Annotated in this window: 14 protein-coding genes and 1 pseudogene; 6 read left to right on the top strand and 9 right to left on the bottom strand. The window is 63.9% G+C overall.

The annotated features are described in order from the left end of the window. Positions 1-31: 31 nt before the first annotated feature. Positions 32-1,053: pseudogene (locus tag EJ077_RS26870) on the top strand (alpha/beta fold hydrolase). Positions 1,054-1,110: 57 nt separating this feature from the next. Next, a complete protein-coding gene (locus EJ077_RS26875) occupies positions 1,111-1,530 on the top strand; it encodes an Ohr family peroxiredoxin (RefSeq protein WP_208697614.1) in 420 nt (139 codons plus the stop codon). A 133-nt stretch (positions 1,531-1,663) separates the two neighbouring features. Here EJ077_RS26875 and EJ077_RS26880 read toward each other — a convergent pair whose 3' ends face one another. Continuing rightward, a complete protein-coding gene (locus tag EJ077_RS26880) occupies positions 1,664-2,386 on the bottom strand; it encodes an HAD family hydrolase (RefSeq protein WP_208697616.1) in 723 nt (240 codons plus the stop codon). A gap of 5 nt (positions 2,387-2,391) precedes the next feature. Then, positions 2,392-4,035 (bottom strand): glucose-6-phosphate isomerase, encoded by a 1,644-nt coding sequence (gene pgi / locus EJ077_RS26885; RefSeq protein WP_245458560.1) that lies wholly within the window; start codon positions 4,033-4,035, stop codon positions 2,392-2,394. Positions 4,036-4,337: 302 nt separating this feature from the next. Here pgi and EJ077_RS26890 point away from each other — a divergent pair, with 302 nt between their 5' ends. Then, the gene (locus tag EJ077_RS26890; RefSeq protein WP_208697620.1) at positions 4,338-5,831 is read left to right on the top strand and encodes a PLP-dependent aminotransferase family protein; all 1,494 of its coding nucleotides are present in this window, start codon (positions 4,338-4,340) and stop codon (positions 5,829-5,831) included. Between the two features lie 191 nt (positions 5,832-6,022). Then, positions 6,023-7,609 (top strand): trimethylamine methyltransferase family protein, encoded by a 1,587-nt coding sequence (locus tag EJ077_RS26895; protein WP_208697622.1) that lies wholly within the window; start codon positions 6,023-6,025, stop codon positions 7,607-7,609. A gap of 147 nt (positions 7,610-7,756) precedes the next feature. Here the strand turns inward: EJ077_RS26895 and EJ077_RS26900 are convergent, their stop codons facing one another. The 4 genes from EJ077_RS26900 to EJ077_RS26915 all read right to left on the bottom strand — a co-directional run bounded on the left by EJ077_RS26900 (position 7,757) and on the right by EJ077_RS26915 (position 12,467). Then, on the bottom strand, positions 7,757-8,155 hold the full coding sequence (locus EJ077_RS26900; RefSeq protein WP_208697624.1) for a hypothetical protein: 399 nt from the start codon (positions 8,153-8,155) through the stop codon (positions 7,757-7,759). 67 nt (positions 8,156-8,222) lie between these two features. Next, complete coding sequence (chrA, locus tag EJ077_RS26905; RefSeq protein WP_208697625.1) at positions 8,223-9,614, bottom strand: chromate efflux transporter; 1,392 nt, start codon at positions 9,612-9,614, stop codon at positions 8,223-8,225. After that, entirely contained in the window at positions 9,611-10,429 is an 819-nt protein-coding gene (locus EJ077_RS26910) for a chromate resistance protein ChrB domain-containing protein (protein WP_208697626.1), read from the bottom strand. Before EJ077_RS26910 ends, chrA begins: the two co-directional genes overlap by 4 nt. Positions 10,430-10,661: 232 nt before the next feature. After that, positions 10,662-12,467 (bottom strand): IlvD/Edd family dehydratase, encoded by a 1,806-nt coding sequence (locus EJ077_RS26915; protein WP_208697627.1) that lies wholly within the window; start codon positions 12,465-12,467, stop codon positions 10,662-10,664. A gap of 151 nt (positions 12,468-12,618) precedes the next feature. Here EJ077_RS26915 and EJ077_RS26920 point away from each other — a divergent pair, with 151 nt between their 5' ends. Then, a complete protein-coding gene (locus EJ077_RS26920; protein ID WP_208697628.1) occupies positions 12,619-13,068 on the top strand; it encodes an SRPBCC family protein in 450 nt (149 codons plus the stop codon). A 16-nt stretch (positions 13,069-13,084) separates the two neighbouring features. Here EJ077_RS26920 and EJ077_RS26925 read toward each other — a convergent pair whose 3' ends face one another. After that, positions 13,085-14,257: an Mrp/NBP35 family ATP-binding protein gene (locus tag EJ077_RS26925; RefSeq protein ID WP_208697629.1), complete on the bottom strand. Its 1,173-nt coding sequence runs from the start codon at positions 14,255-14,257 to the stop codon at positions 13,085-13,087. Between the two features lie 194 nt (positions 14,258-14,451). Here EJ077_RS26925 and EJ077_RS26930 point away from each other — a divergent pair, with 194 nt between their 5' ends. Continuing rightward, positions 14,452-14,829, top strand: a complete 378-nt coding sequence (locus tag EJ077_RS26930) for a VOC family protein (protein WP_208697630.1) — start codon at positions 14,452-14,454, stop codon at positions 14,827-14,829. Positions 14,830-14,832: 3 nt separating this feature from the next. Here EJ077_RS26930 and EJ077_RS26935 read toward each other — a convergent pair whose 3' ends face one another. Together EJ077_RS26935 and EJ077_RS26940 are read right to left on the bottom strand one after the other, a co-directional pair. Further along, complete coding sequence (locus EJ077_RS26935) at positions 14,833-15,837, bottom strand: inorganic phosphate transporter (RefSeq protein WP_208697632.1); 1,005 nt, start codon at positions 15,835-15,837, stop codon at positions 14,833-14,835. Between the two features lie 3 nt (positions 15,838-15,840). Next, entirely contained in the window at positions 15,841-16,482 is a 642-nt protein-coding gene (locus tag EJ077_RS26940; RefSeq protein ID WP_208697634.1) for a DUF47 domain-containing protein, read from the bottom strand. Between the last annotated feature and the right edge of the window lie 12 nt (positions 16,483-16,494).

Below are 16,494 nucleotides of genomic sequence, written 5' to 3' on the forward strand. Positions count from 1 at the left end.
TGACGGAGATTCGCAAATGCATTCGCTCAATATCCCGGATGAGATCGACCAGGAACGCCGACGCTTCTTTGGTGCCACCGCGATGGCTTTCGCCGCCACCCAGCTCGGCCTGATGGGCCCAGCACAAGCGCAACAGGCGACGGGAGAGCCCGTGGCGGCGTCCTTCGGCCCTTTGAAGCAGATCGACGCCGGCGTGCTGAGCGTCGGCTATGCCGAGCTTGGACCCGCCGACGGCCCCCCCGTCATCCTGCTGCATGGCTGGCCCTATGACATCCACACCTATGCCAATGTGGCGCCTCCCCTGGCGGCGCAAGGCCACCGCGTGATCGTGCCGTACCTGCGCGGATACGGGCCAACGCGTTTCCTGTCGCCCGATTCGATGCGCAACGGCCAGCAGTCGGCGATCGCCGCCGACATCGTCGCCCTGATGGACGCGCTGGGCATCGAAAAGGCAACGATTGGCGGCTGCGACTGGGGCGCCCGCACCGCGAACATCATTGCGGCGCTCTGGCCTGAGCGCTGCAAGGCGATGGTCTCGGTGAGCGGCTACCTCATCGGCAACCAGCAAGCTGGCAAGCTGCCACTGCCACCCAAGGACGAGTTGCAATGGTGGTATCAATATTATCTCGCCACGGATCGCGGCCGCGCTGGCTACGAGAAATACACACGAGATTTCGGCAGGCTGATCTGGCAACTCGCGTCCCCCAGTGGAACTTCGATGATGCCACGTTCGAGCGCAGCGCCACGGCCTTTGACAATCCCGATCACGTGGCCATTGTGGTCCATAACTATCGCTGGCGGCTCGACCTGGCCGCCGGCGAGCAACAATACGATGCGTTTGAGCGGAAGCTCGCGCAGGCACCGTCTATCGGCGTGCCGACAGTCACGCTCGAGGGCGACGCCAATGGGGCGCCGCATCCGAACGCCAGCGCATACGCTAAGATGTTCTCAGGCAAATACGCGCATCGGGTTGTCACCGGAGGCATCGGGCACAACCTGCCGCAGGAAGCGCCGCAGGCCTTCGTTGATGCCGTTGTCGAGGTCGACGCCTGATCGAGTTCGCGGGTAACCGCCCCCAGGGCGGTTACCGCTGCCAGCAAAAGAATGCCCATGAGCCGCATCTCGAGCGTTGTCTACACGGCCAGGACCTCAACCATAGGCGGCCGCGAAAACGGCGCCTCGCGCAGCTCCGACGGCCTCCTGGACATCTGGCTTTCGGCGCCCGGGTCGGCGCGCATAGGCACCAATCCGGAGCAGTTGCTCGCGGCCGGCTGGTCGGCGAGCTTCGCAAGCGCAATCGCATCTGCCGCCCACGAGCGAAAAATCGCGCTGCCTGCCGGGGTGAGCATCGAGGCCGAGGTGAATCTGAACTACGGAGAAAGCGGCCACTTTCTCAGCGTCCGACTGGGCATTGCCGTGCCGGGTCTGCAACGTGACGTCGTACAAATTCTGGTGGATGAAGCGGGCGAGATATGTCCCTACGCCAAAGCGACACGGGGCAACATCGACGTCATGACGAGGATCGTCTGATCTGACCCAGTCGCTCTTCGACGTTGAAGCTCTTGGTCCCTCGCTCCCGGTCTGTTCCTGGCCAGACCGTGATCATGCCCACGTCGACGCGAATGTCGGCTTCGATATTCGCGGGGCTTCGTTGCCCCCCCGATCAAACCGTCTCCTTGACCCGCGCCGACAGGAAATCCGGCAGATCAGCCACCGACTCCAGGATGACATCCGCGATTTCGGCCAGCGATTCACGGGTTCCCGTACCCGACAGCACGCCCACCGCAAGGCCGCAGCCACCGGCGCGGGCCATTTCGAGGTCGTGTCTGTTATCACCGACCATGGCGATCTCGCTTGGCTTCAGGCCGGTGAGGTCGCAAAAGGCCTGGATCGTATCCGGGGCCGGCTTGGGATTGGCGACGGCGTCATATCCGTAGGCGGCGACGAACAGTTGCGCCACGCCGAGCGTGACCAAGGTCTTCTCCGCACCGCTGGTCGAATCGTTGGTGGCGACGCCAAGCCGGTAGGATCGCTTGTGCAGTAGCGCCAGCGTGTCGACGATATCAGGCAGCGCCACCGCCATCGCCGAGCCCTGAACCGAAGTGATCTCGTTGAAGCGAGCGACGGCCAGCATCTGATCCTCGTTGGACAGGCGCGGAAACCACAGTTCGACGACGTCGAGATTGGTGCCGGAGGCAAAGATGGAGTCGGGCTTGAAACGCCGGTTGGCGAAATCGAAACCTGCGGCCGCGAGCAGCCTGTCGGCCTTCCAGCGGTCGCCGTCGGCTGCGTCCATGGCCATGAAATCGGCGACGCCGAGCCAGGTCGCGTTGAAATCGACAAGTGTCCCGTCCTTGTCGAACAATATCCCCTTGATCTCTGCCAAACTTTTCACTCCGAACCACGCAATTGGTGGACGTATCCCACAAGGCCAGCGGTTGACGCATCGCGCTTGGCGGCACTTTCCTTGCCTTCCACGACAGGCAGGAGGCCGGTCGCCAGTTCCTTGCCGAGTTCGACGCCCCATTGGTCGAAGGAGTTGATGTTGAACAGCGTGCCCTCGACGAAGACGCGGTGCTCGTAGAGCGCGATCAGCCGGCCGAAGGTGCGCGGGTCGAGCTTGCGGTAGAGGATGGTCACCGAGGGCCGGTTGCCCGAGAAGACACGATGCGGCGCAATCTTGTCGACATCGGCCGGCTTCATGCCCTTGGCCAGCATCTGCGCGCGCGCCTCCTCCAGCGTGCGGCCCTTCATCAAGGCTTCCGACTGCGCCAGGCAGTTGGCGAGCAGCAGGTCATGCTGGTGCTTGAGATCAGGCTCGTGGCCGACGGCGGCGGCGAGGAACTCGACCGGGATCAGATCGGTGCCCTGATGCAGCAGCTGGAAGAAGGCGTGCTGGCCGTTGGTGCCTGGCTCGCCCCAGACCAGCGGCCCGGTCGGCGTCGCCACCGGCGTACCGTCAAGGGTGACGCTCTTGCCGTTCGATTCCATGTCGAGTTGCTGCAGATAGGCCGGCAGCCTGGACAGGCGCTGATCATAAGGGATGACCGCGCGGGCCGGATAGCCGCAGATCACGCGGTGCCACCAGCCGACCAGCCCCAGGAGCGCCGGCAGGTTCTTCTGGAGCGGCGCGGTGCGGAAATGCTCGTCCATCTCGTGCGCACCGTCGAGGAAGGCGCGGAAATTCCGCGGGCCGATGGCGATCATGACCGGCAGGCCGATCGCGCCCCACAGCGAATAGCGGCCGCCAACCCAGTCCCAGAAGCCGAAGACGCGATCCGGCTGGATGCCGAACTTGGCCACCAGGTCGAGCGCGGTCGAGACGGCGGCGAAATGCTTGCCGACGGCTTCCTTGCCGAGCGCTTTCTGCACCCAGTCGCGCGCCGTCTGCGCATTGGTCATTGTCTCGACCGTTGTGAAAGTCTTGGAGGCAATGATGAACAGCGTGGTTTCGGCGGACAGCCCCTTCAACGTGTCGTGAATATGGGCGCCGTCAATGTTGGAGACATAGTGCGCGCGCGGACCGTCATGATAGGGGGCGAGCGCCAGCGTCGCCATGGCCGGACCAAGGTCCGAGCCGCCGATGCCGATGTTGACGATGTCGGTAATCTTCTTGCCGGTGGCACCTGTTGCCTTGCCCGAGCGGATCGCATCGGCAAAAGCGCCCATGGCGTCGAGCACGGCAACGACATCCGCCTTGACGTCCTGGCCGTCGACCGTGACCCCCTTGCCGCTGAGGTTGCGCAGCGCCGTGTGCAGCACGGCGCGGTCTTCGGTGACGTTGATCTTCTTGCCGGCGAACATGGCGGCGCGGCGGCCTTCGAGATCGGCCGCGGCGGCCAGTTTTTCCAGCAAATCCATGGTCGCCGCGTCGACGGCGCATTTCGACCAGTCGAGCAGGAGGTCGCCATCGGTGGCGGAAAATGTCTTGAAGCGCTGCGGATCGGCGGCGAAGACCTGGCGCATGTCGCGAGGCGCCGCGGCGCGATGATCGCGCAGGGCGGCAAGCTGTTTCTGGAAGGCTGACTGATCCACTGGCGGGGACTCCTGGCGTTTTGGACGCACCATATCAGACCGGATGTTTCCGGCGCGTGTCGTCGCGCCACAACTATTGAGCCGAATTCCATCCGGTCAATACGCGGCGATGACGCAGCGCATCACGATGCAATGACACAATGTATCGGGTGGCGAGGTGGTCGCAGCTTATTTCGAGCTTGAAGGATCACTGGCATAAATCCCAAAGATCAGAAAAATTGATTGGCGCAACCCCTTGTGCCACGGTTACGTTCGGCTGGTCCAGCCAAGCAAAAAAAGCTGGCCATCGAGGAACATCTCCCATGCCACAGAGAAACGACACGGCGATATGGTCCGGCCTGTTCCGGATTTCGGCTGAATCCGGCCAAACCCTGCAGGCGCAGATCCGCCAAGCCATCGTGGCCGCCATTCTCGACCGCCAAATCGCCGCTTCGATGCCGCTCCCCTCCTGCCGGATCCTGGCCGAGAAACTCGGCGTGGCGCGCGGAACGGTGGTCCTGGCCTTCCAGCAACTCGTCGACCAGGGTTTCCTGGTGGCGCGCGAGCGGCGCGGCCATTTCGTCAATCCCGACGTGCTGGCGACACCCGCCAAGCCGCACCAGAAGGCGCCCGACCAGGCCAACGAGATCGACTGGAAGGCGCGCCGGCAGATCGCGGCAAGCGACATGCCGCCGCCGGCCAAGCACGAGAACTGGATCAAGTCGTCCTACCCGTTCGTCTACGGCCAGTTCGACCCGGCGCTGTTCCCGACCGCCGAGTGGCGCGAGTGCAACCGCATGGCGCTGGCCGTGCTGGAGATCCGCAACTGGGCGTCCGACATGGTCGACCGCGACGATCCGCTGCTGATCGAGCAAATCCAGGCACGGCTCTTGCCCAGGCGCGGCATCTTCGCCAATCCCGACGAGATCATCGTCACGCTGGGCGCCCAGAACGCACTCTACATGCTGGCCTCCCTGTTGATGACCAAGGGCTCCAAGGTGGCGATGGAGGATCCGGGCTACCCCGACGCACGCTCGATCTTCCGCCTCGCCGGCGCCGACATCCAGCCGGTGCCGGTCGACCAGTCCGGCATCGTAACCTCCTCTATTCCCAACGATTCCGGCTTCGTATTCGTCACGCCCAGCCATCATTGCCCGACCATGGTGCCGCTGTCGGCCGAGCGGCGGCAGGACCTCCTGGCGCGCGCCAACCGGCACAACCAGATCATCATCGAGGACGGCTATGACAGCCAGCTTCTCGACGAGGCACCGCAGCAGGCGCTGAAGAGCCTCGACCGCTCCGGCCGTGTCGTCTATGTCGGCTCGATGTCGAAGACGCTGGCGCCGGGCCTGCGGCTTGGCTACATCGTGGCCTCGGCTGGACTAATCGCCGAACTCAGGGCGCTGCGCCGTTTCATGCTGCGCCATCCGCCGGCCAACAACCAGCGCGCCGTGGCGCTCTTCCTGTCGCTCGGCCATCACGAGGCATTGGTGCGGCGGCTGTCGAGCGCCTTCGACGAGCGGCGCAAGCGCCTGGTCCATGCGATTTCGGCTTTCCTGCCGGAATGGCGCTCGACCGATTCGGCCGGCGGCACCTCGCTTTGGCTGGAAGGGCCACGGGGCACCGATTCCCGCGGTTTGGCTGAGGCCGCCGCCTCGCGCGGCGTCATCATCGAGCCCGGTGACCGCTTCTTCGACCGCACCGAAAAGCCTTCGCGTTTCATGCGGTTGGGCATTTCCTCGATCGCGCTGCAGCACATCGAGCCCGGCATCCGGGAATTGGCCACCGCCGCTGGCCGCAGGCCCGCCGCCGCCTGATCCATTCTTCGATCCTTTGACGGGAGCCGCCTTCAAGCGGCTCCCGTTCGCTTTCCTCTGGCATACTCGACTGGAACCGCTGGCTCATAGGCTGTGCCAATGCCGGCGGCATAGTCGTGGCACAAAGGGGAAGAAGCAGCCGATGGTGGACCAACCGCCGCGCTGTTTCTCAGGAAGGTGGAGTGTTTTCCATGTCAGTGGTTCTTGAAAAGCAGGACGCGGCGGATCAACGTTCCCGCCGTTCCGGCGGGCGCGAAGCTCGCCGCGCGATGCGGGCAGCGCCGCTCGCCGACGACATCAAACCGGTGCGTGCCGGCCTTGAGGGCGGCAGCTACGGACCGCTCAAGGGCAATGATTGCGAGCGCATCCACGAAGCGGTGCTGACGCTTCTGGAGACCGTCGGCTTCGCCAACGCCATCCCCTCCTGCATCGAGGCGCTGACCCAGGCCGGCGCCACCTATGGCGATGACGGCCGCATCCGGTTCCCGCGCGCGCTGGTGCTCGAGACGATCAAGAAGGCGGCACGGAATTTCACCTTGCACGGCCAGGATCCCAAACACGACATGGTGATTCAGGGCAAGCGCGTGCATTACGGCACGGCGGGTGCCGCCGTGCATCTGGTCGATGTCGAAAAGCGCGAATACCGCGAATCGCTGCTGCAGGACATCTATGACGCGGCCCGCATCGTCGAAGGGCTCGACAACATCCATTTCTTCCAGCGGCCGATGGTGCCGCGCGACATTCCCGATCCGCTCGAAATGGACTTCAACACGCTCTACGCCTGCGTGATGGGCACGTCCAAGCATGTCGGCACCTCGTTCACGGTGCGCGAGAATGTGCAGCCGGCGCTCGAAATGCTCTACGCGATTGCCGGCGGCGAGGAGAATTTCCGCGCCAGGCCGTTCGTGTCGAACTCGAACTGCTTCGTCGTGCCGCCGATGAAATTCGCCGAGGACGCCTGCGGCGTGCTCGAAGCCTGCGTCGAGGGCGGCATTCCGATCCTGCTCTTGTCGGCGGGACAGGCCGGAGCCACGGCGCCGGCGGCGATTGCCGGCGCCGTCGTGCAAGCGGTGGCCGAAGTGCTGGCCGGTCTGGTCTATGTCAACGCCATCAAGCCGGGGCATCCGGCGATCTTCGGCACCTGGCCGTTCGTATCGGACCTGCGCACAGGCGCCATGTCGGGCGGCTCGGCCGAACAGGCGGTGCTGACGGCGGCCTGCGCGCAGATGGCGCAGTATTACGACCTGCCGGGCGGTTCGGCCGCTGGCATGACGGATTCGAAGCTGCCCGACATCCAGTCCGGCTATGAGAAGGGCATCACCGACGTGATGGCCGGCCTTGCCGGCCTCAACCTGGTCTATGAATCGGCCGGCATGCATGCCTCGCTGCTCGGCTTCTGCCTGGAAAGCCTGATCATCGACAACGACATGCTCGGCCATTGCCTGCGCTGCGTGCGCGGCATCGAGGTGACCGATGAAGCGCTGTCGATCGCTACCATCGCCGATGTCTGCCTGAAAGGCCCGGGGCACTATCTCGGCAACGAGCAGACGCTGCGGCTGATGCAGACGGAATATTTCTATCCCGCCGTTGGCGACCGGTTTTCGCCGAAGGAATGGAATGAGAAGGGCCGGCCCGACATATTGCAGCGGGCGATCATCGAGAAGAAACGCATCCTTGCCGAGCGCTTTCCGCGCCACGTGCCGAAGCTGCTCGACGACAAATTACGCGCCCGCTTCGGCGACATGATCAAGCTGCCGCGCGGCGGCATGGGCGGGTAGGACACGTTGATATTTCGGTGAGGCCGGCCTGTAAATGGCGGCTTCCTGCGCTTCCGGTGCTCACGTACTTTAAGTACGCTCCGCTCCGGTTCTCGCAAACCACCATTTTCGACTCGGCCTGACCGAATCTCAACGTGTCCTACCAAGTCACTCCGCAGCCAGCCCGTAGCGTTCGACGACTTCGGCGTTGATCAGCTTGGCGTGCAGCGCCATCAGCACGATCTGGGCATCGAGGCCGACGCCGGCTTCGAGAGCCGCCTCGATCCGGCGCTCCGCGTCGAGCCGCAGTTGCGGACCTTGCGCACGCTCGAATGTTTCCGGTCCGGCAATGCAGTAGCTGAACAAGGTCGCCACCCGCGGATAGGCCCGCGGCGGCGGTTCCTCGGGCCAGTGGTCCTTCATCAGATTGACGATGGTGAGTTTTACGCCTTCCGGGACCAGGGCCGGATGCAGGTCGGCGCCGCGCAAGGCCGCATCGAGCTGCCGCAAATCACCCGAGCGGCTGAACATGCCGAGAAAGCCAAGGGAAGAGCGTCGTTGCGCCATGAGTGTCCAATCCGTTTCCAACCAGTTAGGTGGTTGGCCGGCGGAATACAAAGGCAGTGGCCCGCGTCTATCCGCTCACCGCCAGCAGCAAGACACCGGCCAGGGCCGACCCGGCAAGTGTCGGCAGCATGCCGACCTTCAGCCTGAGGATGGCGATCATGGCGGCGCAGGACAGCAGTGCGGCGCGCCAGTCGATCGATGACGGCACCGGCACGTTCATGCCGAGGCCCAGTTTGCGCACGTCGTGGAAGATGACGTGCAAGGCAAACCATAGAGCCAGGTTCAGGATGACGCCGACCACGGCGGCGGTGATGGCGCCGAGCGCGGCCGACAGAGCCTTGTTGCCGCGCAGGGCCTCGATATAGGGCGCGCCGAGGAATATCCAGAAGAAGCAGGGCGTGAACGTAACCCATAACGTCAGCAGCGCTCCAAGCGATCCGCCAAGCAACGGGCCCAGCGAGCCGGAGTGGCGAAACGCGGCGATGAAGCCGACAAACTGCAACACCAGAATGAGCGGCCCCGGCGTGGTTTCGGCAAGCCCGAGGCCATCCACCATCTCGCCGGGCGCCAGCCAGGCGAACGATTCGACGGCCGCCTGTGCGACATAGGCAAGAACCGCGTAGGCGCCGCCGAAGGTGACGACCGCCATCAGGCTGAAGAAGCCGCCGATCTGCGTCCATACGCTGCCTGCACCGGTGAGCGCCCAGAGCAACAGAACTGGCCCGAGCCAGATCGGCAGCCAGATCGCGATAATGCGCGGCGCATGCCATCTTGTCGGCCTGGCATGGGCCAGTTCGCCGCGCTCGAACATCAGGTCGACCGCGCCCTTGATATCGGGAGCATCGTTCTTGCCGTGCGCCGCACCGGAAAACAGGCCTGGCGCGACGCGGTTTCCGGCCCATCCCACCGATCCCGCAATCAGGACGATGAGCGGGAACGGAATGCTGAGCACATAGATGCCGAGAAAAGCGCAAAGCGCGATCGCCACCATCACCCGGTTCTTCAAGGCGCGGCGGCCGATGCGAATCACCGCCTCGACCACGACCGCGAGCACGGCGGCCTTCACCCCGAAGAACAGCGACTCGACCAGCGGGACATCGCCGTAAAGCGCATAGAGAATGCTCAAGGTGAGCATGACCAGCGCGCCCGGCACCACGAACAGGATGCCGGCGACAAGGCCACCGACCGTCCTGTGCAGCAGCCAGCCGATATAGATGGCGAGTTGCTGGGCCTCGGGACCGGGCAGCAGCATGCAGTAGTTCAAGGCATGCAGGAAACGCTGCTCGCCGATCCAGCGCCGGTCCTCGACCAATTCCTTGTGCATGAGCGCGATCTGCCCCGCTGGCCCGCCGAAGCTCAGCAATCCGATCTTCGCCCAGAGTTTCGTGGCTTCGCGGAAGCTCGGGACCGCCGGCACCTCGACGATGTCGGCATTTTTCCCCGAAACGAGGCTGCTCATGATGGCTTCGCCCCGCTCGGCCAGTTGTGCGTCTCATCGGTGGCGTCGCGGCACCAGCGGAAGAACGCGTCATAGAGAAGCATGCCGGCATCCAGTTGCTGCAGATCGTCGCGGAACATGCGTGACAGGCCAAGCGAGGCGGCAAGGAATCCGGCGGCTTGGGGAACGAGATCGAGCCTGGCGGTGTCGGCCGCGCGCACGATCGTGGCAAGCCGATCGAGTGCCTGGGATTCCAGCCCGAACTCCTCGATCATCGTGTCGAAGGTGCAGCGTTCGCCGCGATGGCTCCAGAACACATTGTCGATGTCGAATGGCACGGCCTGAAAGCGGTCCGCGACAGCAGGCACTTCGGCCGCCTCGACAAAGAGGAAGACCGCATGCGAATCGACGAAGCGCCGGATCAGCCAGGGGCAGGCGATGCGATCGACCTTGGGGCGAGCCCGAGTCACCCAGACGGTGCGGCCTTTTTCATCGCGCAACGGTATCTTGCCGGCGCGGACCAGAAGGCCGCCGGCATCGCGCCAGGCCTCGAAACCGCCTTCGAGGGATTCGGCGGCAACGCCCTGGTGCCGCAGCCAGGCGGCCACGCCTTGCGAGAGCTTTTGCCCCTTCTGGCAGACGACGGCCACCTGGCTGCCGGCAAAGTCGTTTGCCCAGGCCGAGACGGTCTTGAAGTTGCGCCGGTGCGAGGCCGGCAGCAGGCGCGGATCGGCGTCGTAGTCGTTATCGATGCGGACATCGACGATTACAGGCGCGCCCGGCAGACCGACCAGACGGGATAGTTGCTGTACGGTAATTTCGGTTGTTGACGGCATGGCGTCCACCTCCTGAAAAGAGAAGCTTGGACGCGAACATTGGGCTGACGCCTCACGGGGCGGTCGCGGTGCACCCCTTGCGATGATGTTGGAATTGTTGGGCGGTCTTGTCAAGGACGGAGCATCCGCGGCTACGCCGTCAGGGCGGCGGCCTGATCGATCAGGCCGCCGGTCCTCGTCCATCCTCATCCGAGACCAGCCTGGAATAATCGATGACTATTCCGGGGAACGATCAGTGATTGTCGCGAGGCACGCCCATGGTGTGGGCGACATCCTGGTACTTCACCGCCGGCTTCAGTACCATGCCAGCCGAGAACTGGTCGACCATGTCGCGCTGGATTTCCTGCCAGGGCGTCTGGTGCTTGGGATAGTGATAGCCGCCATCGTTCTGCAGCTCGGCGCGGCGCCGGTCGATCTCGTCGTCGCTGACGAGGATGTTGGCCGTGCCTTTCCTCAGGTCGATGCGGACGCGGTCACCGGTCTTGAGCAGGGCCAGGCCGCCGCCGACCGCGGCTTCGGGCGAGGCGTTCAGGATCGATGGCGAGCCCGACGTGCCGGACTGGCGGCCATCGCCGATGCAGGCCAGCGAATGGATGCCCTTCTTGATGAGATAGGCCGGCGGCTGCATGTTGACGACTTCCGCACCACCGGGATAGCCGACCGGCCCGGCGCCGCGCATGAACAGGATGGTGTGCTCGTCGATGCCTTGTGCCGGATCGTCGATGCGGGCGTGGTAATCCTCCGGCCCGTCGAAGACCATGGCATTGCCTTCGAAAGCCTCCGGGTCGTTGGGGTTCGACAGATAGCGCTCGCGGAATTCGGGCGAGATGCCGCTCATCTTCATGATCGCCGAATCGAACAGATTGCCCTTGAAGTTGATGAAGCCGGCATTGGCCTTCAGCGGCTCGGCCACGGTGCGGATGACGTCGGTATTCTCGTTGGCGACCCCCTTGCAATTGTCGCCGATCGACTTGCCGTTGACGGTCAGGGCATCGGGATGCGGCAGCATTCCGGCCTTCATCAGTTCGGCCACCACGGCAGGTACACCACCGGCATGGTGATAGTCTTCGCCGAGATATTCCCCCGACGGCTGCAGGTTGACGATGAGCGGCACCTTGAGGCCGACCTTCTGCCAGTCGTCATTGTCGAGCGGCACGCCGAGATGGCGGGCGATGGCGTTGAGATGAATCGGCGCGTTGGTGGAACCGCCGATCGCCGAATTGACGACGATGGCGTTTTCGAAGGCCTTGCGCGTCATGATGTCGGACGGTTTCAGATCCTCGTGCACCATGTCGACGATGCGCTTTCCAGTCTCATAGGCGATCTGGCCGCGCTCGCGGTACGGCGCGGGGATGGCGGCAGAACCCGGCAGTTGCATGCCGAGCGCCTCGGCCAGCGAATTCATCGTGGTGGCGGTGCCCATCGTGTTGCAGTAGCCCGTGGACGGCGCCGAGGAGGCAACGATGTCCATGAACTCGTCATAGTCGATCTCGCCGGCCGACAGGCGCTGGCGCGATTCCCAGACGATGGTGCCCGAGCCGGTGCGCTTGCCCTTGTGCCAGCCATTAAGCATCGGGCCGACCGACAGCGCGATGGCCGGGATGTTGACGGTGGCCGCCGCCATCAGCAAGGCAGGCGTGGTCTTGTCGCAGCCGATGGTCAGCACGACGCCGTCCAGCGGGTAGCCATAGAGCACTTCGACAAGGCTGAGATAGGCGAGGTTGCGGTCAAGGGCGGCGGTCGGCCGCTTGCCGGTCTCCTGGATCGGGTGACAGGGGAATTCGAAAGGAATGCCGCCCATCGAGACGATGCCTTCGCGCACGCGCTTGGCGAGTTCAATGTGGTGCCGGTTGCAAGGCGACAGATCAGAGCCCGTCTGGGCAATGCCGATCAGCGGCTTGCCCGACATCAGCTCCGCGCGTGTCAGCCCGTAATTCAGGTAGCGCTCCAGATAAAGCGCGGTCATTCCCGGATTGTCGGGATTGTCGAACCACTCCTGCGAGCGGAATTTTTTCTTTTTTGTGGGGGCGCCAGCCATCATGGTCTCCGTATTTGTATGACAAATCGATATGACAACGCGCGGATGCAGGCAAGGGGCACGCGTGATCTGAATCCCGACTTTGGTGCGATAGACAGCTATCGAGCCGCGCGCTACGACCAATCCGACATCGGCGATCCGGGAGGTTTAGATGGCTTTGGTGATCGAAGGCGAGGAGCGCATCGCCGCACCCGTCCAGAAAGTATGGGAAGCGCTGAACGATCCAGCGGTGCTCAAGGAGAGCATTCCCGGCTGCCAGAGCCTGGAAATGAAATCGGCGACCGAGATGGCGGCGACGGTGGTGCTGAAGATCGGGCCGATCAAGGCGACCTTCAACGGCGAAGTGACGCTGAAGAATCTCAAGCCGCCGCATGCCTATACCATCCAGGGCGAAGGCAAGGGCGGCATTGCCGGCTTCGCCAAGGGCGGTGCCGACGTCACCCTGACCGCCGACGGGCCGGACGCGACGGTCCTCAAATATGCGGCCAAGGCAGACGTCGGCGGCAAGATCGCGCAGCTCGGCAGCCGGCTGATCGAATCGACCTCGAAGAAACTGGCCGGACAGTTCTTTTCGGCATTCGGCGAGAAAGTCGGCGGCTGATCCCTCCCCTTGAGGGTCACTCAAACACGATGCTCGGCACAGCCGCTTCCGCCGCGCCGCGTTCCTCACTGACCCTGTCCCAGACCTTGGAAGCGATATCGCGATAGATTTTCGCCTCGGCGCCGTCGGGCTTGGAGACGACCACCGGCGTGCCGGCGTCCGAGCTCTCGCGAATGCCCATTTCCAGCGGCACCTCGCCGAGGAAGGTGACGGCCAGCCTCTCGGCTTCGCGGCGCGCGCCGCCATGGCCGAAAATATCGTAGCGCTTGCCGGTATCAGGGGCGAGGAAGTAGCTCATGTTCTCGACGATGCCGAGCAGCGGCACATCGACTTTTTTGAACATATTGAGGCCTTTGCGGGCATCGATCAGCGCCAGGTCCTGCGGCGTCGAGACGATGACGGCGCCGGCCAGCGGCACCTGCTGGGCCATGGTCAGCTGAGCATCGCCGGTGCCGGGCGGCATGTCGACGACGAGCACGTCGAGCCGCCCCCATTCGACCTCGCGCAGCATCTGCGTCAGCGCCGACATCACCATCGGCCCGCGCCAGATCATCGGCGTCTCCTCATCGACGAGGAAACCCATCGACATCACCTTGAGGCCATAATTCTCCATGGGTTTCAGGATCTTGCCGTCGACCGTCTGCGGCCGGCCATGGATGTTGAGCAGCCTGGGCATGGATGGGCCATAGATGTCGGCATCGAGCACGCCGACCCGCAAGCCATTGGCGGCAAGACCGAGCGCCAGATTGACGGCCGTCGTCGACTTGCCGACGCCGCCCTTGCCGGACGCAACCGCGATGATCGCCTCGATGCCGGGCACGCCGCGCTTGCCGGAACTGTGCGAGGCCGGCGCCTGCGGCGCAGGACGTGGCTGTGCGGCGGGAGGCGGAGCGGGCCTGGGCGCGGCGCGCGCCGGCACCGGCGCCTCCATGCCGCCGCCCTTCTTTTCCGCAGTCAGCGCGACAACGGCGCCGGCGACACCCGGGATCGCCTTGACGACGCGCTCGGCGGCGGCGCGCAACGGCTCCATCTCCTGTGCCCGGGCAGCCGGAACGGTGATCGAGAAGAAAACCTTGCCGTCGGCAATGAAAATCTCCGAAACCATGCCGAGGTCGACGATGTTGCCGGTGAAGTCAGGTCCGTTGACCGTCTTCAGACGCTCGGTGACGATTTCTTTGGTGACGGACATCAGATTTTCCTTATGCAAGCTTGCGGCTGAGATAGTGCAGTTTTCGGACAGAACCAAGCCGTGGAGCAACAGCCGGCCTTGTGTGTCACGGAAAACGACCGACGCTGCCGGATTTGCCCGATCGCGGGTCGCCAATCATCCGGTGTGACCTATCTGAGCAGCATGAGCACGACATCAAGGGAAGGAGACGGATCATGCTCGCAAACAGCAACGCGACGGCAAACCTGGCGGTAAAGAACCTGGCGAAGGCAAAGGCCTTCTATGAAGGCACGCTGGGCCTCAAGCCGGTAGCCGATATGGGCGGTGAACTGGTCGTCTACAAAAGCGGCGACACGGTCATCAATGTCTATCATTCCGAATTCGCCGGGACCAACAAGGCGACCGCGGTTACCTGGACGGTCGGGGATGACATCGGCCGCGTCGTCAAATCGCTGAAATCGAAAGGCGTAGCCTTCGAGCACTACCAGATGCCCGGCCTGACGCTCGAGGGTGATATCCATGTCGGCGATGGCATGAAGGTCGCCTGGTTCAAGGACCCGGACGGCAACATCCTGAACCTGGTGGACAAATAGACGTCAGCCCGCCAGGTTGACGGCCAGGTAGACGAGCGCCGAAATCGCCGCCGTCGCCGGCAAGGTGACGATCCACGCGATGACGATGTTGCCGGCGATGCCCCAGCGCACGGCCGAGACGCGGCGAGCCGCACCAACGCCGATGATGGCGCCGGTTATCGTGTGCGTGGTCGATACGGGTATGCCGAGCCATGTGGCGGCGAACAGCGTGATGGCGCCACCGGTTTCGGCGCAGAAGCCCTGCATCGGGTTGAGCCGGGTGATTTTCGAGCCCATCGTGTGGACGATGCGCCAGCCGCCCAACAGCGTGCCCAGCGCCAGTGCGGTCTGGCAGGTGAGGACGACCCAGAGCGGCACGTAAAACTTCTCGCCGAGCATGCCTTGCGAATAGAGCAGCACCGCGATGATGCCCATGGTCTTCTGGGCGTCGTTGCCGCCATGCCCGAGCGAATAGAGCGAGGCGGAAAAGAACTGCAGGACGCGAAAGGTGCTGTCGACGGCAAACGGCGTCTTACGCACGAACAGCCACGAGACCAACAGGATCAGGACAAGTGCCAGGACAAAACCAGTCGCCGGCGACAGGACGATCGCGGCGACCGTCTTGCCGAGCCCCGACCAGACGATGGCGCCGACGCCCCCCTTCGCGACGCCGGCGCCGACCAGCCCGCCGATCAGCGCGTGCGAACTGCTCGACGGAATGCCGGCGATCCAGGTGACGATGTTCCAGACGATGGCGCCGACCAGTGCCGCGAAGATCACCGCCGGCGTGACGATGCTGACGTCGACGATGCCCTTTCCTACGGTCTCGGCGACATGCAGGCCGAAGAACATGAAGGCGATGAAGTTGAAGAAAGCCGCCCAGAACACCGCATAATGCGGGCGCAGCACGCGCGTGGAGACGATGGTGGCGATGGAATTCGCCGCGTCGTGCAGGCCGTTGAGAAAATCGAAGAACAGGGCGACGGCGACAAGGCCGGCCAACAGTGGAAAGGCGATGGTGGCTTCCATCGCCTATACGTTCTCGATGACGATGCCGCTGATCTCGTTGGCGACGTCCTCGAAACGATCGACCACCTTCTCCAGCTGGCCGTAGATTTCACTGCCGATCAGGTAAGCCATCGCGTCACCGCGGCCATGCCGCTTGAACAGATCCTTCAGACCTTGCTCGTGCAGATCGTCGGCCCGGCCCTCGGCGCGCATGACTTCCTCGGCAAGGGCATTGAGGCGCGCGCTGTTGGCGCCGACCTTGGCGAGCAGCGGAATCGCCTCGGCAACCAGCTTGGCGGCGTCGACAATGACGCTGCCCATTTCCTGCATCAGCGGATCGAATTCCCGCTTTTCGAACAGCCGCACCGTTTTGACAGTCTTGTGCATCATGTCGATGGCATCGTCCATCGACTGGATCAGGTCCTTGATATCGCCGCGGTCGAACGGCGTGATGAAGGAGCGCCGCACGGCAAGCAGGACTTCCGCGGTGATATGATCGGCTTCGTCCTCGAGATCGACGATCTTCTGGCACCAGCGATCGATATCCCTGCCCTGGAGGAGTTGCTCCAGCGCCTCGGCGCCACCGACCACCGTGCGGGAATGCCGCTCGAACAGATCGAAGAAACGATCTTCGCGCGGCAAAAGCTTGCGGAACCAGCCCAGCATGATCGACCTCCC

The sequence above is a fragment of the Mesorhizobium sp. M8A.F.Ca.ET.057.01.1.1 genome (assembly GCF_003952565.1).
In the GTDB taxonomy this organism is placed as follows: Bacteria; Pseudomonadota; Alphaproteobacteria; order Rhizobiales; family Rhizobiaceae; genus Mesorhizobium.